This is a genomic window from Burkholderia sp. MBR-1 (genome assembly GCF_013822785.1).
Taxonomy (GTDB): Bacteria; Pseudomonadota; Gammaproteobacteria; order Burkholderiales; family Burkholderiaceae; genus Burkholderia; species Burkholderia vietnamiensis.
Genome location: NZ_CP053609.1, coordinates 1,346,154 through 1,364,399 on the forward strand (window position 1 = coordinate 1,346,154; position 18,246 = coordinate 1,364,399).

12 protein-coding genes, 1 tRNA gene and 1 pseudogene are annotated in these 18,246 nt (G+C 61.2%); 8 read left to right on the plus strand and 6 right to left on the minus strand.

The genetic code is table 11. The annotated features are described in order from the left end of the window. Positions 1-25 precede the first annotated feature (25 nt). Complete coding sequence (locus tag MBR110_RS06195; RefSeq protein ID WP_226188268.1) at positions 26-415, plus strand: BRO-N domain-containing protein; 390 nt, start codon at positions 26-28, stop codon at positions 413-415. 354 nt (positions 416-769) lie between these two features. Here MBR110_RS06195 and MBR110_RS06200 read toward each other — a convergent pair whose 3' ends face one another. Continuing rightward, positions 770-2,221: an IS1182 family transposase gene (locus MBR110_RS06200; protein ID WP_181709223.1), complete on the minus strand. Its 1,452-nt coding sequence runs from the start codon at positions 2,219-2,221 to the stop codon at positions 770-772. A 142-nt stretch (positions 2,222-2,363) separates the two neighbouring features. Between MBR110_RS06200 and MBR110_RS06205 the strand changes: the two genes are divergently transcribed. Both MBR110_RS06205 and MBR110_RS06210 read left to right on the plus strand, forming a co-directional pair. Then, on the plus strand, positions 2,364-2,759 hold the full coding sequence (locus MBR110_RS06205; RefSeq protein ID WP_181709224.1) for a DUF6228 family protein: 396 nt from the start codon (positions 2,364-2,366) through the stop codon (positions 2,757-2,759). Positions 2,760-3,421: 662 nt separating this feature from the next. Next, a complete protein-coding gene (locus MBR110_RS06210) occupies positions 3,422-4,894 on the plus strand; it encodes an AAA family ATPase (protein WP_181709225.1) in 1,473 nt (490 codons plus the stop codon). A 788-nt stretch (positions 4,895-5,682) separates the two neighbouring features. Here MBR110_RS06210 and MBR110_RS06215 read toward each other — a convergent pair. The 5 genes and pseudogenes from MBR110_RS06215 to MBR110_RS06235 form a co-directional block, all read right to left on the minus strand. After that, positions 5,683-7,089, minus strand: a complete 1,407-nt coding sequence (locus tag MBR110_RS06215; RefSeq protein ID WP_220138103.1) for an FRG domain-containing protein — start codon at positions 7,087-7,089, stop codon at positions 5,683-5,685. A 59-nt stretch (positions 7,090-7,148) separates the two neighbouring features. Then, positions 7,149-7,946, minus strand: coding sequence for an IS21-like element helper ATPase IstB (gene istB, locus MBR110_RS06220; RefSeq protein WP_011875575.1), 798 nt, complete (start codon positions 7,944-7,946; stop codon positions 7,149-7,151). Next, positions 7,939-9,443 (minus strand): annotated as a pseudogene (gene istA / locus MBR110_RS06225) (IS21 family transposase). Before istA ends, istB begins: the two are co-directional and overlap by 8 nt. Positions 9,444-9,712: 269 nt before the next feature. Further along, a tRNA-Arg gene (locus tag MBR110_RS06230) sits at positions 9,713-9,787 on the minus strand. Positions 9,788-9,937: 150 nt separating this feature from the next. Next, a complete protein-coding gene (locus tag MBR110_RS06235; protein ID WP_011885645.1) occupies positions 9,938-10,120 on the minus strand; it encodes a rubredoxin in 183 nt (60 codons plus the stop codon). Between the two features lie 195 nt (positions 10,121-10,315). Here MBR110_RS06235 and MBR110_RS06240 point away from each other — a divergent pair, with 195 nt between their 5' ends. The 5 genes from MBR110_RS06240 (at position 10,316) to MBR110_RS06260 (ending at position 18,244) form a co-directional block, all read left to right on the plus strand. Then, positions 10,316-10,720, plus strand: a complete 405-nt coding sequence (locus MBR110_RS06240) for a DUF4399 domain-containing protein (RefSeq protein ID WP_045578890.1) — start codon at positions 10,316-10,318, stop codon at positions 10,718-10,720. Between the two features lie 245 nt (positions 10,721-10,965). Continuing rightward, positions 10,966-12,915: an ATP-binding cassette domain-containing protein gene (locus tag MBR110_RS06245; protein WP_034194018.1), complete on the plus strand. Its 1,950-nt coding sequence runs from the start codon at positions 10,966-10,968 to the stop codon at positions 12,913-12,915. A 238-nt stretch (positions 12,916-13,153) separates the two neighbouring features. Further along, the gene (locus tag MBR110_RS06250; protein WP_011885642.1) at positions 13,154-15,136 is read left to right on the plus strand and encodes a DNA topoisomerase IV subunit B; all 1,983 of its coding nucleotides are present in this window, start codon (positions 13,154-13,156) and stop codon (positions 15,134-15,136) included. Positions 15,137-15,204: 68 nt separating this feature from the next. Next, positions 15,205-17,526, plus strand: a complete 2,322-nt coding sequence (gene parC / locus MBR110_RS06255) for a DNA topoisomerase IV subunit A (RefSeq protein WP_011885641.1) — start codon at positions 15,205-15,207, stop codon at positions 17,524-17,526. 259 nt (positions 17,527-17,785) lie between these two features. After that, the gene (locus MBR110_RS06260) at positions 17,786-18,244 is read left to right on the plus strand and encodes a CopD family protein (protein WP_011885640.1); all 459 of its coding nucleotides are present in this window, start codon (positions 17,786-17,788) and stop codon (positions 18,242-18,244) included. Positions 18,245-18,246 lie beyond the last annotated feature (2 nt).

Below are 18,246 nucleotides of genomic sequence, written 5' to 3' on the forward strand. Positions count from 1 at the left end.
GGGTACTGGCGCGCAAGTGCGCGTGGTGACCGTTGAGGGTGAGCCGTGGTTTGTTACGCGTGACCTCTGCGCGATTCTTGGGATCGCCAACTCGGGGAATGCCCTTGCCGGGCTGGAGGAAAACGAAAAGGGTATCCGTACTGTGGATACCCTTGGGGGCCCCAAAAAAGTCGGGGTATGTAATGAATCTGGCCTCTATGTGCTGATATTCGAAAGCCGAAAGCCCGACGCGAAGCGCTTCCGCCAGTGGGTGACGTCGGAGGTGCTGCCGTCGATCCGCAAGACGGGCGCGTACGTCGCGCTGGACTCGGTTTCGGGGGCGCTCGACCTGCGGACTCAAGTTCTCTCGAGGAGCTCGAGTAGCTGTCCGGCGTGGCAGTCGAATCCCGCGCACGGGAGGGGTGCTAGAGTCTAGCATCCGTTTTTTCGGTGAAATCGGGCGTCAGAGTCTGACATGGACGCGCCCTCAATTTGTATCGCATAGGAAGCGGCCGGCAGACTACGGCACCGCAGAGCCCGGCGTCGCTCAACATACTCGAGGCGCAACGAACGCTTTACGGTATTGGTATGCTCTGGTGGATGCTTGCATTCCTTGTGCGTTGCCCTATTGGGCGTCTGCGGGGCGAGCGACTCAAGTCGGCCGAGGCCGTGTAAAAACGCGCAGAACGGCCGACCGATCCCTCCCTGGCGGGAGCACAGTTGCGTTAGGACGTGACGCAGGCAAATGAAGTGATCGTGTTTTACTGGCAAACAGCGTCGGCGCACGCATTCACGCGCCTGCCAGCTTCATCGCTCGCATCGTCTTTGCGAATCCGAGGATCCTGATGACTCGCTTGAGGTTGTATGCCAGCACGTGCAAACTCATTTCAGCGGCGACATGGCCAAGTCCGCGCGTCTGGAAGTGCGTCGTCCCCATCCAGTGCTTGAGTGTGCCGAACACGTGCTCGACCGTGCGCCGTCGCATCGTCATGGCATCGAGCTGGCGATCCAGCCTGGACTGCATCGCCTCAAGCACCGCTTCGTGTTCCCATCGTCGAATACGCCGGTAGTCAGTGGGCGTACACCGGTTCTTTATCGGGCATTTCGGGCAAGCGCTGCTCCAGTAGGTACGCAGGGCCATCGGAGTTTCGCGCTCGACGGAAGTAAATCTGTAAATCGCCCGTTGCCCCGCTGGATATAGGTATTGGTCGTCTTTGGCGATGTAGACGAAGTCGGCCCGATCGAACCGTCCATCTGCCTTTGCACTGGAGGTTTGTGTTTTTGGCACCAGCGCTGCAATACCAGCGTCATCGCATGCTTTGATTTCCGTGGCGCTGTAGTACCCGCGATCGGCCAGCGCCTTGAGCTTCTTCTTGCCCATCGCTTCGCGTGCGGCTTTGGCCATCGGGCTTAGCTGAGCGCGGTCACTACCGACGTTCGTCACTTCGTGTGTCACGATGAGGTGGTGCTTCGTATCAACAGCCACCTGAACGTTGTAGCCCACCACGCCTGTGCCCTTGGCTTGCGACATCATCGAACGTGAGTCGGGATCAGTCAGCGAAACCTGTTTTTCCGGTAAATCATTCAACAGTTCCGCGGCCCGATCCAGATCGCGCATCTGCTCGCGCAGCGTCTCGATCTTTTCCCGCAGCCGTTTGGTTTTCGCTTCGACTTCTGCGGGTTGCGTGCGATCAGCAGTTTCCAGCGCATCCAGATAGCGCTGGATACTTTGCTCGATCTGCTCCTGACGCTTTGCGATCTTGTTGGGCGCGAAGTTGTTATCGCGGCTGTTGACCGCCTTGAACTTGCTGCCGTCGATGGCAACGACTGCTTGCGTGAACAGCTTCAGGTCGCGGCATATCACCACGAAGCGGCGGCATACATTGCGAACGCCGGCGCCATTGCTGCGTCTGAACTCGGCAATCCTCTTGAAGTCCGGCGCGAGGCGACCGGTCAGCCACATCAGTTCGACGTTACGCTGGCACTCGCGCTCCAGACGTCGGCTCGACTGCACGCGATTGAGATAGCCGTAGATGTAGAGTTTGAGCAGAACGGACGGATGGTAAGACGGTCGGCCCGTGATCGCCGGCGTGGTGCCTTCGAAGCCCATGGAAGCCAGATCGAGTTCGTCTACGAATGCGTCGACGATCCGCACGGGATTGTCTTCAGCGATAAAGTCTTCGAGACACTCCGGCAGCAACGTGGCCTGATTGCGGCTTGCACCTTCGACGAATCGCCCCATCTCCGCCTCTCGCGCTAACAGGTTGATTCAGTCTAGGCGATCGCGCGGGTTTTGACACACCCTCGACCCTGAGCGGACCTTGAAATTTTCGGAAACAGCCGTTCATGCTAGGGTGACGCCACTTATCGACGGGGCGATGTAAATGAACGTCATCGAAATTAAATCTTGCGACTCCCAGACAGTGCTGACGTTGTCACCGTACAGCCGGAAACCCGACGAGATTCTGTTTCTGGCCAAGATTTCGGCGGCCTCATTTTCAGGCGAAGTTGTTGCGTCCACTTACGTTAGCGGTCCTCCGACAACGCTGTTCGAAGACATGGCAACGTCGTGGACCGGCTGGAGCGGAGCGAAGGATTGGCATGCGATCGACGGTGACTTGTCATTTGCAGCAACGATTACTTCTCTTGGGAATGTGACGCTAGTCGTAGAGATGAGCGCAAACTCTGGCGGCGACACTCTCAAAGCGACATTGAAACTTGAGGCTGGCAGCCTTGATCGCATCGCCCACGACGTGCGCTCCGTTTTTCGATCTGAATGAGAGCGTTCCACAGAAGTTGTGTTTGGCGCGCCTCATGCAAAAGGCATATCCCGACCCGTTGCGGACATCCATCGGGAAAAATTTGGATGGCCGCTATCCATTGGAGATAGGTCATTGTTCCGAGCCTGCTAGAGGCACGAGTAGCGCAGACCTTTTGTTAACTCCGCACAGAGATTGCGTGCTGTCTACGGTTAGTGGCGTTAAAGTCACGTAGCACACAAGGCCCGAAGCGGCGAATAGAGATTATCAGAGTAGTTCTATCGGCCACGCCGCAGGATAATTCGAGCCTCGCGAACCCGCTAGGCAAGGCGGATCGACCTTGGCCCTGTTTCACGAATCCCAGAGCCGAGGCGATCAGGCCGCTTGTCCACGAGACATTGATTGACTCGTTGCGAATTGAGTACAACAACAAGCGACCGCACAGCTTGCTCGAATCGCTTACGCTTCCGCAATTCACCCGCGCGCACAAAAGCAGCCATTATTGATCTCGACCGCTAGCAGCGACCCGGACTAAAGCAGGAGGCAGATCAGTATCATTTCATATATCAAATATTCAATGTATCATAGCGAACATACATCACCGCGATGTTGTTAATTTTTTTTACATCGAAGTGATCGATGGTGAATTTCGTCGAATTAACATTAAAATTTTTGGATAAAACATGTTAGAAAAAATCATAACCATCGAAAATATTGGAAAATTCAAGAAATTTAGTGGCTCTTCGTCGGCAGAATGGGATGGGGGGCTGAGAAAAATAACAACAGTCTATGCGCCGAACGGGGCCGGGAAGACCACACTCTCGCTTATTATGCAATCACTTTCCGGAAAGCCGGGGTTGCTCAAGAGAAAACAGTCTTTCAAAGATGAAAATTCGGCATCAGATGAACAGTCCGTTTCTTTGCGATTTGATGGCGAGATAATAAAATATAAAAATGGCGCATGGTCATTGCGCAAGAATAATATTGAAGTGTTCAATATACATTTTATTGAGGATAATTTATTTTCTGGATCCATTCAGTCGCAGAAAACACGCCAAAGTCTCTTCTCCTTGATAAATTCGGAGGCGACTCGAGATCTGGCCGCGCGCTCTTCTGCGCTCGACGGTCAGATAAAGAGGCTACGCTCAGAACAGAGTCTTAAGAAACGGATGGGAAAAAAGGATGGATCGTACTATACGCCGAAATTTCGAGATTCTGCGAAAGAATACGGGATGACAATGAATTTACTGAGGCAGCAACGATCGGAAATAAACAACGAAATCGGGAAGGCTGCACAGGCGGCATTTTCTGCGTTCATAGCTGAAACAAACAAACACCTAAAAAAATTCTCTACAACGTTGTCATTGGAAAAAATTTCAAACTCGATAGAGAACGAGTCAACATTTTATGTGAAATATGGATCAAATAGAATTACTTTTGATGAAAATTCACCGCATCAGTTTAAATACACTTTGTCTGAGGCGGAAAGAAGTGCGCTCGCCTTCTCAATGTTTTTGGCGAAAATTTCACTTCGTAATAATATCGAAGAATTGGTTGTGGTGTTCGATGATCCGGTTTCAAGTTTCGATTCATCCCGTCGCTTTGTTACGATAAATGAGCTGGTAATCCTTGCTTCGAAAGTGGGCCAGCTTATTGTATTGACACATGATAATGTCTTTGCGTCCGAACTTGAGGCAAGGGCGGGGACGGATGCCGTCTCACTCTCTTTGCAGAGTGATATTAACGGAGTGAAATTCTCCCACGTTCGTCATAGTGACGGAACTCTAAGCGGGATGACAAGGGACATTCTATCGGTAACCAACTTTCTTAAATTCGGAGGTGCCGATCAAGGGCAGATGGTTGGCGTTGCGCGCTGTCTGCGTCCTATTTTGGAGGGCATTGCAAGAATCAAATATTGGGATGTTTTTTCGGGGCTTCAATGGCTTGGTGATTTCATTAAAATGATAAGAACAGCTGATGAACATTCCATTTTGAGTAGGCTGAAACGTGACGAAATATATGAGGAGCTCGTTGCGATAAATAACTACAGCTCACCTTTTCATCATTCGTCTCCTGGAAGCATTACCCCGCTAATAGACGAAGCTGAGCTCAGAATAATGGCAACGCGCACGCTCAATGTTCTTCGCCTCATTTGACGAACGGGACAGTCTCTAAGAGAGAGTGCGATGCTTGGCGAGGCCGGCTCTCCCTCGGGGTCAGCACGCCGAGCGTCTACGATGTAGTCAATGCGCCGGTGTACAGTAGGAAAGGGAGTTCGCTTCCAAACCGCTGTTGCGTATGTCTCGCGCGCGGACTGTGCGCAGGTCCGGAAATCGACCGGTAACGATCATACATACATGCATCGACGCCTGAATGTCACCAGAGGTCGAGGGAGAAAAGTACGTCTTCACCGACCGAATGGTCGGTTGCTGGGCAGAGCCAACGTCAGAGTGACCTAGTGAAGTCGCGAACAAACGGCGGCTCTTGGGCCGACAGCCGCCGGCCGTGATCTCCAACAACCGGCCGGATGGCGAACTTCGAGCCGTCCCGTTCAGGCCGCTGGTGAACTCAAGGACGCAAAGCAACTTTTCCCGATCACATGAGCACCCAACCCAACGCAGCACCTGCACCCGTCACCCCAATGATGCAGCAGTACCTTCACCTTATCTGACAAGGCGAAGATCAGAAACCTACGCCCAGACCTACGCCAGCCGTTTCAGCAATGGGCAGTTACTGACCCAAACTGTCCCTTTAGATTATTCGAGAACGGTCGTCCTTTCCCACGGAGAGGATCAATTTGGCTCCGTGCGGTCGGCGTCTAGATCCGGGGTGGCGCGGCATTTTTTTCCCTTGCTGGCTAGCGTCTTGAGTTCACATATCTGAAAATTTCGATGTCGACTGAACCCCGGCACTGCCAGCAGCAGGTGAGCCCCTCGTCGTCCCGTCAGGTTTCTGGAGAGTTGTTGGGCGCAGCATTAGCGTCTGTTTTGACAGGTCGCGGGGACCGATGCTGATCCCGCAGATGAACAGCGGTCTGGTCGATGCTGGGATATACGGTCGTTGCATTGATGTTGATTCGGTCGAGCTGTTCGAGAATGTGCGCCTTCTCCCGGATCGTGACCCGGCTGATTTCGATCCCACCCTGGCCGGCATCGGGAAGCGTCGCCTCGTGCCCGAACAGCAGGAAGGCGCCGGACTGCGATTTGATGCGCGTATTAGTGCGTTTTGCCTTCACGCAGATGATGGACCCTAGATCGTCCGGGACGATTCGCCCCTCGAAAAAGCCTTTCTCCGACTTAATGTGGTGGAGCAACTTTCCGGCGACGTCCGTTCCATTAAATTTTTCTTTGTCGAGGCTGAGATTGATTTCATTCTTCTGGGCATACGTCAGGTTGGAGAGATTTGAAAGGCAACTGACGGTATCCGAGTCATAGTATTTCACTAGCTCCGACGAGACTTGGAAGACGATGACCTCACCGTCAATTTCCGATTGGTCCGGCTCGAAGGAGCAGGCGAAGAAGAGCGCCACCAGCGGGTTGCCGGAGATGTCCAGCAGCCTCGTAGGCAAGCCGTAGTGCTGCATGCGCACAAGGCGGTCGAAGCAAAACTGATCGCCGTGGAACTCATCATGATGCGCAATCAATAGTTCCTTGCAGAGTCGATCCTCGCTCGGCATGAACTGCCAGTCGCCGTTGTCCCATTTGCGAAGCAATGACGGCGTCAGTTCATAACGAGCGTTACTGTGGCCTCGGAAGAAGGTCTCAGTCGCGGCTTTTCCCGGCGAGCCGTAGAGCAGTTGGAGGAAGGACTCCACACTGTCGGCGACGCCGAGGATCTTCTTGTCGCGTGGCGGAGGCTGGATTTCTGCATCGTCAGCAGCGGGCGTCACTTGCTCCGCAACGCGAGGAGCAAGGTCGGGATTAAGTTTGGTCAATCGGTCCAGCACCTCCCGCGCGTCGCCTTCACGGACTGCCCAGTGAGTGCGGTGGAGCTGGAACCGATCCGCGCCGAACACCTCCCCGGCTTCCTTAACGTCGTCGAATTCGACCTCGCCGAAATCGATCAATGTCTCGAAAGTGGTGGAGACTTCCTTCGGGCTGGGCGTGGTGCCGGAAATCCGACCGTACTTGATGAGCATGGAGACGGTGTTTTCGTTTAATTTGGTCTCGCTGCACAGAAAGGTCGGCAATTTTTCGAGAAAGGCGATTGCCGTCGAGTCGAGGCCTTCAAGCCGCTTTTCGGTGTCGGACGGCGTGTACTCGAACATGCGCCCCCGGCCCATGATGACGCGATCGACGTTTCCCTTGAGATATTCCCAGTTACCGAAGGAGATGTAGTTGTTGATTTTCACCGAATCTTGACCCACCGTTTTCATCTAAATCTGACCCACCCCGAGACAGCGTAGTACATCTATTCCGGTGTGGATAACTCCTCACTGCCTGCTGCTTTTGCTGCTCTCTTTCTGGTTGCCTTCGCCTTGGCAGAACTGGACTTGAAGCGCCAGGATTCATTGCCCGTTTCGACGATGTGGCAGTGATGGGTGACGCGGTCCAGCAGCGCCGTCGTCATCTTTGCGTCCCCGAACACGGTCGCCCACTCGCCGAAGCTGAGGTTGGTGGTGATCACGACACTCGTGTGTTCATACAGCTTCGAGAGCAAGTGGAACAGCAATGCGCCACCGGTCTGGCTGAACGGCAGGTAGCCCAGTTCGTCGAGGATTACCAGGTCGACGTACATCAGCTTATGGGCGATCTGGCCTTGTTTGCCGATGGACTTCTCCTGCTCCAGTGCGTTGGTCAGCTCGACGGTCGAGAAGTAGCGCACGCGCTTGCCGTGGCGCTGCACGGCCTCAATTCCGATCGCTGAGGCGAGGTGCGTTTTGCCGGTGCCGGGGCCACCGATGAACACGACGTTGTGTGCGCTTGCGAGGAACGACAGGTCACTGAGTTCTCGAACCAGCGCTTCGTCGACGTGCGCCTGCGCGAAGTCGAAGCCCTTCAGGTCGCGGTGAGCCGGGAAGCGAGCGGCGGTCATCTGATAGGCGATCGAGCGCACCTGTCGCTCCGCCGTCTCAGCCATCAGCAGCTGCTTCATGAAGCGCTCCGGGTCGAACTCCGTGTGACGCGACTGCGCCAGCAGCTCTGGCCAGGTGCTCGCCATGCCATGCAGTTTGAGCCCCTTGAGTTGGGCGGCGATGTCGTTAGACATGACGGTCCTCCGGTGGGTTGGCGCGCAGGGTTTCGTAGCGGCTCACGTCGGCAGCCGGCTCTTCGGTAAGCTGGAGTTTCGTCGTCGCGAGGTTGGTACTCGTGGTGGGCGCCTTCAACCGGCTCAGCACGTTCAGAACGTGCTCCCCACTGGGGCGTCCCGAGTCCAGCGCTGCCTGCACGGCAAGCAGCACGGCATCGAGTCCGTGTTCGCGCACCGCGGCGAGCACCTGCGTCATGATGCGATCGCCTCCCTGGTGCTTCAGTAGGTGTCGCTGCAACTGCTGCAGCGGCTGTGGCATCGTGACGAACGGAGCGCCGTTGCGCAACGCGCCGGGTTTGCGCTCAACCAGCGTGATGTAATGGCGCCAGTCGTAGAAGGTCATGTGCCGCTCGAAGCTGCGTTCGTGGCGTGCGATCTCCTGGGCGTCGGCGACGACGCTGAGATATGCCGGATAGCAGCGCACGCTCACCAGCTGGTTCGATACTCGGTGGGCACGCTGTAGCGGTTGCGCTGAAAGTGGATGAGGCTGGTCGACGACACCCGCAGGGTCTGCTCGACATAGCCGTCGAACGGGCGTGGATTGGGCATCAGCCTGGTGCGCTCGTCCTGCAGCACGTCCTCGACCGTCAGCTCGGGCCACTGCGGGTGCCGCATCTGCCAGGCCTGACGACACTGGCCCGCGACCCATTCGTTCAGAAGCTCCAGCGTTTCCCAGCGTCGTAGCGCAGCCTCGTGCCAGATCTGGCGGCGCCGGTCCTGCACGTTCTTCTCAACTATGCCCTTCTCCCAGCCGGCGGCACGGTTGCAGAATTCCGGCTCGAACAGGTAATGGCCGCACATTGCCTCGAAGCGGGCGTTGACCGCGCGCTCCTTGCCGCGGCCGACCTTGTCCACGGCGGTCTTCATGTTGTCGTAGATGCCGCGGCGCGGCACGCCGCCGAACGCGGCGAATGCGCGGGCGTGCGCATCGAACAGCATCTCGTGACTCTGGGTCGGATAGGCGACCAGCCAGAACGCCCGGCTGGCATTGAGCTTGACGTGGGCGACCTCCAGGCGTCGCCGCAACCCGCCGATGAAGGCATATTCGCAGCTCCAGTCAAACTGGAATGCTTCGCCGGGTTCGAAGGCCAGCGGTACATAGGCCTTCCTGCGCGGGGCTTCAGCCTGCTCCTCGTGCCAGCGTCTCACGAAGGCGCTGACGCGGCCGTAGCTGCCGGCGTAGCCCTCGCCGCGGATGGCCTCGAACATGAACCGGGCCGTGCGCCGGTCACGCTTCGGGCGATGACTGTCTGCCCGCAGCCAGCCCGTCAGTTGCGCGGCCCACTCGTCGACGACGCTCGGGCTGACGCGCTTCGGGTACTTCGGCTCAACGGCATCCGTCTGCCGAAGCCAGCTGCGCACCGTGTTCCGGGACAGGCCCGTGCGCCTGGCAATCTCGCGCAGCGGGACCTTCTCGCGGAAATACATCCGCCTGATCTTGGCCAATATGCCCACCGTGATCACCTCTGTATCCCCTGCTCAAAGATTGAGCAGGGCATTCAATCACGTGGGTCAAAATTCGATGAAAACTACAGCCTCAGGTGGGTCAGTTCTGCGTGGACATCAACAGTCGGGGAGACAGAATTTTCGGAACCCCCAGAACGACCCCCGTCAGGGGGGTGTTTGTGCTGGCGGTCGATTGCGGAAGTGTGCAACAAAAAACCCCGCAAAGCCAAGCTTGACGGGGTTCTCTTGTGAAAATTTGCGCAACCTTGGGGGATATCTGGTCCCCCCGACAGGAATCGAACCTGTATCTAGCGCTTAGGAGGCGCTTGTTCTATCCATTGAACTACGGGGAGGGCCATGTCCGCGATATCGCGTGCTCAAGACGCGACCGGGACGGCAAGGTGGACAGCGCGCAGAGTATAGCAAACGCGCGGCGCGCCGGCGGAGCGAATACGATTCGCTCCGCGCGATCGCCTCAGAAGCTGCGCCTCAGAAACCCCGCCTCAGAAATCGACAACCACGAAATCTTCCTTGCCCACATCGCACAGCGGGCATCGCCAGTCGGCGGGGATATCGGCGAAACGCGTGCCGGCGGGGATGCCGTCGTCCGGCAGGCCTTCCGCTTCGTTGTAGACCCACCCGCAAATCAGGCAGACCCAGCTCTGGTATTCGGTTACTTCGCTCATGTGGTGCTCGGGAGGATGAAAGTCGCTGACGTCGTCCGCGGCGCGGCCAGCGGACGAGAGGCGCAATGGTACCGGAATTCCGCCGAACGCCCGCGCAACGTCGTTCAAGCGTGCGCATCGCGAACAACGTTCGCCGTCGCGCGGCCGGGACGCGCAGTGTATGCTTCGTGAACCTTTCAATCCGAAGGAGAAAACATGCTCAACAAGAAGTGGATCGCGGGTGCGGTTTGTGTCGCGGCACTGGCCGTGTCGACGCTCGCGCGGGCCGAGGCGCGCGTGTTCTTCGTCGAGCCGCAGGACGGCGCGACGGTATCGAGCCCGGTGCACGTCAAGTTCGGCCTCGAAGGCATGGATCTGAAGCCGGCCGGCGACATGACGCCCGACACCGGTCACCATCACCTGCTGATCGACGGCAAGCCGGTGCCGAAAGGCGACGTGATTCCCGCCACCGACCATTCGCTGCACTTCGGCAAGGGCCAGACCGAAACCGACGTCAAGCTGCCGTCCGGCCAGCACACGTTGACGCTGCAACTCGGCGACGGCGCGCACCGCTCGTACGGGCCGGAGATGAGCTCGACGATCACGGTCAACGTGAAGTAAACGCGTCCTGCAAGCGGGCGCCCGGCTGCGAAGCGGCTGCCAGGAAGCGGCCGTCAAGCGGCGGCCGGCCGCCCGCCGCATCGTTCGCACGATGCCGGCGCCGCGGCGCGCCGACACGCTGCCGCCGTCAGCGCCGGCCGATACCCAAAAAGCCGCTCACCGCCATCGTCCATCCGGCCATCCCGGCGCACGCGTGCGCCACCGGTACAATGGGCGCTTCCGATTTCTCTCTTCGCCGTCTGCCCATGTCGCTTTATTCCATTACCGGTGCGCAACTCGCGTTCGGTCACGTCGCGTTGCTCGATCACGCGGACTTCTCGCTGGAGGCCGGCGAGCGCGTCGGTCTGATCGGTCGCAACGGTGCGGGCAAGTCGTCGCTGCTGAAGATCGTCGCGGGGCTCGCGAAGCCGGACGACGGGCTGATCACGCGCCAGCAGGAGCTCGTGACCGTCTACGTGCCGCAGGAGCCCGAATTCGAGCCGGGCGCGACTGTGTTCGATGCCGTTGCGTCGGGGCTCACGCACACGCGCGAAGTGCTCGAAGAATACGATTCGATCGCGCATCGCCTCGCCGAAACGCCCGAAGGCGCCGAGCACGACGCGCTGCTCGCGCGAATGAACGCGCTGCAGTCGTCGCTCGATACGCACGACGCGTGGAACTGGCGCACGCGCGTATCGATGACGCTCGCGCAGATCGGCCTGACCGACGGCGACGCGCCCGTCGACGCGCTGTCGGGCGGCATGCAAAAACGCGTCGCGCTGGCGCGCGCGCTGGTGCTGCAGCCCGACGTGCTGCTGCTCGACGAGCCGACCAACCATCTCGACTTCGACGGCATCCGCTGGCTGGAAGAGCTGCTCGTCGCGCAGCGCGCCGGCCTGCTGTTCATCACGCACGATCGCGCGTTCCTCGACCGTGTCGCCACGCGCATCGTCGAGCTCGATCGCGGCCGGCTGCTGTCCTATCCGGGCAATTTCTCGGCCTACCAGACGCGCAAGGCGCAGCAGCTCGAAGTCGAGCGCGTAGAAAACGAGAAGTTCGACAAGCTGCTCGCGCAGGAAGAAGTGTGGATCCGCAAGGGCGTCGAGGCGCGCCGCACGCGCAGCGTGGGCCGCGTCGCGCGGCTCGTGCAGATGCGCAACGAACGCGCGGAGCGTCGCAACGCGCAGGGCAACGTGAAGCTCGACGTCGCGCAGGGCGAGAAGTCCGGCAAGATCGTCGCGGAGCTGACCGACGTGACGAAGCGCTACGGCGAACGCACGGTCGTCGACAGGTTCTCGACGACGGTCATGCGCGGCGACAAGATCGGTTTCGTCGGTCCGAACGGCGCCGGCAAGACGACGCTGCTCAAGCTGATCCTCGGCGAGCTGAAGCCCGACGGCGGCACGGTGCGCATCGGCACGAACCTGCAGGTCGCGTACTTCGACCAGATGCGCGCGCAGCTCGACCAGGAAAAGAGCCTTGCCGACACGATCAGCCCGGGCAGCGAATGGATCGAGATCGGCGGCGTGCGCAAGCACGTGATGAGCTATCTCGGCGACTTCCTGTTCGCGCCGGAGCGCGCCCGCTCGCCGGTGAAGTCGCTGTCGGGCGGCGAACGCAACCGGCTGCTGCTCGCGCGCCTGTTCGCGCGTCCGGCGAACGTGCTGGTGCTCGACGAACCGACCAACGACCTCGACATCCCGACGCTCGAACTGCTCGAAGAACTGCTGGCCGATTACGACGGCACGGTGCTGCTGGTCAGCCACGATCGCGCGTTCCTCGACAACGTCGTGACGTCGGTGATCGCGGCCGAGGGCGACGGAAAGTGGCGCGAATACGTCGGCGGCTTCACCGACTGGCAGATCCAGAGCGAGCGCTCGCAGCAACTGGCGCAACAGGAAGCGGCGAAGCGCACGGTGAAGGAGGCCGCGCCGCTCAAGGACGACGCGGCAAAGAGCGCGGCCGGCCGTAATGCGCAACGCACGGTGAAGCTGTCGTTCAACGAGCAGCGCGAGCTCGATGCGCTGCCGGAAAAAATCGCGGCGCTCGAAGCGGAACAGAAAACGATCAATGCGCAGCTCGAGGACGGCTCGATCTTCGCGAAGGATCCGCAGGAAGGCACGCGCCTGACCGAGCGGTTCGCGGCGATCGACGATGAACTCCTCGCCGCGCTCGAGCGGTGGGAAACGCTCGAGGCGAAGCGCAAGCCGGTGTGACGGGCCGCCGCGGCGCGCCGCGGCCGGCAGCGGCCGGCCGCCGTCATCGCAACCGGGCCGTCGCGCGGAACCAGTAAAATACCGCGCGTTCCGGGCCGCGCATGTCGCGCCCGCTTTCGGAGCAGTCCGAGCACACCGTTGTTTCGATTCGCTTTTTTACGGAACTCAACGTTTTGTCCACGACGTTATCCACACGAGATGTGGACAACGTCCCGATGAATGACGAAATTCAGCATCTATGTCAACGAAGAAGCCCAGCGCGGCCTATAGCGAAGCATCGATCAAGGTGCTCAAGGGTCTCGAGCCGGTCAAGCAGCGGCCCGGCATGTACACCCGTACCGAAAATCCGCTGCACATCATCCAGGAAGTGATCGACAACGCGTCCGACGAAGCGCTCGGCGGCTACGGCAAGCAGATCACGGTCACGCTGCACGCCGATCAGTCGGTGTCGGTCGAGGACGACGGCCGCGGCATTCCGTTCGGGATGCACCCGGAAGAACGCGTGCCGGTCGTCGAGATCGTGTTCACGCGCCTGCACGCGGGCGGCAAGTTCGACAAGGCCGCCGGCGGCGCATACACGTTCTCGGGCGGTCTGCACGGCGTCGGCGTGTCGGTGACCAACGCGCTCGCGACGCGTCTGGACGTGACGGTCTGGCGCGAAGGCAAGATCGCCAGCCTCGGTTTCGCCGACGGCGACGTGGTGAAGCCGCTCGCGACGCAGGCGGCCGGCCGCGGCGAGAAGAAGTCCGGCACGCGCGTGCAGGTGTGGCCGAATCCGAAGTACTTCGATTCGCCGAACCTGCCGCTCGGCGAGCTGCAGCGCCTGCTGCGCTCGAAGGCCGTGCTGCTGCCGGGCGTCGAGGTCGTGCTCGTCAACGAGAAGACGGGCGAGCGCCAGGCGTGGAAATACGAAGACGGCCTGCGCGGCTACCTGCTCGACGAGATGAACGGCAGCGAGCTGCTGATTCCGTTGTTCGAGGGCGAGCGTTTCGCCGATGCGCGTTCGACCGACGACACCTTCGCCGAAGGCGAGGGCGCGTCGTGGGTCGTCGCATGGAGCGAGGAAGGCTCGCTCGTGCGCGAATCGTACGTGAACCTGATCCCGACGCCGGCCGGCGGCACGCACGAGTCGGGCCTGCGCGACGGGCTCTACCAGGCGGTGAAGAGCTTCGTCGAACTGCACAACCTGCAGCCGAAGGGCGTGAAGCTGCTGGCGGAAGACGTGTTCGCGCGCGTGTCGTTCGTGCTGTCCGCGAAGGTGCTCGATCCGCAGTTCCAGGGGCAGATCAAGGAGCGGCTGAACAGCCGCGACGCGGTCAAGCTGGTGTCGTCGTTCTCGCGTCCGGCGCTCGAACTGTGGCTGAACCAGCACGTCGAGCACGGCAAGAAGCTCGCCGAGCTCGTGATCAAGCAGGCGCAGGCGCGCACGCGCGCCGGCCAGAAGGTCGAGAAGCGCAAGAGCTCGGGCGTCGCGGTGCTGCCGGGCAAGCTGACCGACTGCGAGACGGAAGACATCGCGCGCAACGAGCTGTTCCTCGTCGAGGGCGACTCGGCGGGCGGCTCCGCGAAGATGGGCCGCGACAAGGAATACCAGGCGATCCTGCCGCTGCGCGGCAAGGTGCTGAACACGTGGGAAACCGAGCGCGACCGCCTGTTCGCGAACAACGAGGTGCACGACATCTCGGTCGCGATCGGCGTCGATCCGCACAGCCCGGACGATACCGTCGACCTGTCGAACCTGCGCTACGGCAAGATCTGCATCCTGTCGGACGCGGACGTCGACGGCTCGCACATCCAGGTGCTGCTGCTCACGCTGTTCTTCAAGCACTTCCCGCAGCTGATCGAGCGCGGCCACGTGTACGTCGCGCGCCCGCCGCTGTTCCGCGTCGACGCGCCGGCGCGCGGCAAGAAGCCCGCGCAGAAGCTCTACGCGCTCGACGAAGGCGAGCTCGAAGCGACGCTCGACAAGCTGCGCAAGGACGGTGTGCGCGACACGCAGTGGAGCATCAGCCGCTTCAAGGGCCTCGGCGAAATGAGCGCCGAGCAGCTGTGGGACACGACGATGAACCCCGACACGCGCCGCCTGATGCCGGTCAAGCTCGGCGAGCTCGACTACGAGGCGACCGTCGCGCGGATGACGATGCTGATGGGCAAGGGCGAGGCAGCCGCGCGGCGCGGCTGGCTCGAGGAAAAGGGCAACGACGTCGAAGCGGATATCTAAGCCGGGCATCCGCACGGCCGGGCCGCGCGCCCGGCCCGCCTCATGTCAGTTAAGAATACGGAATTCAGATGGACGACAACACTGCCGATCTCTTTGCCGGCCCCGACGCACCGGACACCGATGCGCTGACGCTCGGCAACTACGCCGAGCAGGCGTACCTCAGCTACGCGGTCAGCGTCGTGAAGAGCCGCGCGCTGCCGGACGTCTGCGACGGCCAGAAGCCGGTGCAGCGCCGCATCCTGTTCGCGATGAACGAAATGGGTCTCGGTCCCGACGCGAAGCCGGTGAAGTCGGCGCGCGTGGTGGGCGACGTGCTCGGTAAATACCACCCGCACGGCGACCAGTCGGCGTACGACGCGCTCGTGCGCCTCGCGCAGGATTTCTCGCTGCGCTATCCGCTGATCGACGGGCAGGGCAACTTCGGCTCGCGCGACGGCGACGGCGCGGCGGCGATGCGGTACACCGAAGCGCGCCTCACGCCGATCTCGAAGCTGCTGCTCGACGAGATCGACCAGGGCACGGTCGACTTCATGCCGAACTACGACGGCTCGTTCGAGGAGCCGAAGACGCTGCCGAGCCGCATGCCGTTCGTGCTGCTGAACGGCGCGTCGGGCATCGCGGTGGGCCTCGCGACGGAAATCCCGTCGCACAACCTGCGCGAGGTCGCGGCCGCCGCGGTCGCGTTGATCCGCAATCCGAAGCTCACGCACGCGGAGCTGATGAACCTGATCCCCGGCCCGGACTTCCCCGGCGGCGGTCAGATCATCTCGAGCGACGCTGAAATCTCGGCGGCGTACGAAACCGGCCGCGGCAGCCTGAAGGTGCGCGCGAAGTGGAAGATCGAGGATCTGGCGCGCGGCCAGTGGCAGCTGGTCGTCACCGAGCTGCCGCCGAACACGTCGGGCCAGAAGGTGCTCGAGGAAATCGAGGAGCTGACCAACCCGAAGCTCAAGCTCGGCAAGAAGACGCTCACGCCCGAGCAGCTCAACACGAAGAAAGCGATGCTCGACCTGCTCGACGCGGTGCGCGACGAGTCGGGCAAGGAAGCGGCGGTGCGGCTCGTGTTCGAGCCGAAGTCGCGCACGATCGACCAGACGGAATTCGTCAACACGCTGCTCGCCTACACGAGCCTCGAATCGAACGCGACGCTGAACCTCGTGATGATCGGCGCCGACGGCCGGCCGGGCCAGAAGGGCCTGCTGACGATCCTCGACGAATGGGTGAAGTACCGCCAGTCGACGATGACGCGGCGCTGCCGCCATCGTCTCGCGAAGGTCGACGACCGCATTCACATCCTCGAAGGGCGGATGATCGTCTTCCTGAACATCGACGAGGTGATCCGCATCATCCGCGAGTCGGACGAGCCGAAGAGCGCGCTGATGAGCGCGTTCGGCCTGACCGAGCGCCAGGCGGAAGACATCCTCGAGATCCGCCTGCGTCAGCTCGCGCGGCTCGAGAAGATCAAGATCGAGAAGGAACTCGACGCGCTGCGCGACGAGAAGGCGAAGCTCGAGGAGCTGCTCGCGAACGAAAGCGCGATGAAGCGGCTGATGATCAAGGAGATCGAAGCCGACGCGAAGCAGTACGGCGACGATCGCCGCACGCTGATCCAGCAGGAAAAGCGCGCGACGTTCGAGGCGAAGGTCGTCGACGAGCCGGTGACGGTGGTCGTCTCGCAAAAGGGCTGGGTACGTGCGCTGAAGGGTCACGGGCTCGACCCGGCCGGCTTCTCGTTCAAGGCCGGCGACGGCCTGTACGCGGCGTTCCAGTGCCGCACGCCCGATCGGCTGATCGCCTGGGGCAGCAGCGGACGCGTCTATTCGGTCGACGTGTCGGTGCTGCCGGGCGGGCGCGGCGACGGCGTGCCGGTCACCTCGCTGATCGAGCTCGAATCGGGCTCGCATCTGATGCACTACTACGCCGCGCCGGTCGATCAGCAATTGCTGCTGGCGTCGAGCAACGGCTTCGGCTTCCTCGCGAAGGTCGGCGACATGGTGAGCCGCGTGAAGGCCGGCAAGTCGTTCATGACGATCGACGCGGGCGCGGTGCCGCTCGCGCCGATGCCCGTGCTGCCGAATGCGACGCAGGTCGCGTGTCTGTCGAGCGGTGGCCGGCTGCTGGTGTTCGCGATGGACGAGATGAAGACGCTGTCCGGCGGCGGCCGCGGCGTGACGCTGATGGCGCTCGACGACAAGGAAACGCTCGTGCAGGCGCTCGCGATCGACCCGGCCGGCGTCGTACTGATCGGCACCGGCCGCGGCGGCAAGGTGCAGGACGAAACGCTGTCGTACGCGGGGCTCGCGCCGCACATCGGCAAGCGCGCACGCAAGGGCCGCGCGCCCGACACGAAGCTGAAGGTCGTCAACGAGCTGCGCCCGCTGCTCGGCTGACGACGCATCCGCCGGCGCGCGCCGGCACGACGGGCCGCACCCGCGCTTCGGCGCCGGTGCGGCCTGTGCTTTTGCGGCGACGAATGTGCGAAGAATGGGCGACGGCGCGGCGCTGGCGTCGTCGCGCGGAAGTTGCAAAATATTGTCAAATGCGGCCATGCGCCTGAACCGAGCGCTGGCCGGCCGGTCGAACGTCGCGCGAGACCGCGTGCGATGCGGTCGTTCGTTGCACTGAACCCGCTACCTCAGGATCGTCACCATGTCCCACGCCGTTGCCGTCGCGCTGTTTCTTCATCTGCTGGCCGTCGCCGTGTGGGTGGGCGGGATGGTGTTCGCGCACTTCTGCCTACGCCCGGCGCTGTCCGATCTGACGCCGCAGCTGCGGCTGCCGTTGATCGAGGGCGTGTTCGGCCGGTTTTTCAACTGGGTGTCGGGCGCGGTGCTCGTGATCCTGCTGTCGGGCGGCTTCCTGCTCACCGCGTTCGGTGGCGCGCACGCGACCTGGCCGCTGCATGCGATGGCCGGGCTCGGCGTCGTGATGATGCTGATCTTCGGCCACATCCGCTTCGCGCTGTTTCCCCGTATCCGTCGCGCGGTGCAGGCGCAGAACTGGCCGGACGGCGCGCGCGCGGTGAATGCGGTGCGGCTGCTGGTGGTCGTCAACCTCGTGCTCGGCGTCGTGACGATCGGCGTGGCCGTGTTGGCGCGCGGCTTCTGAGC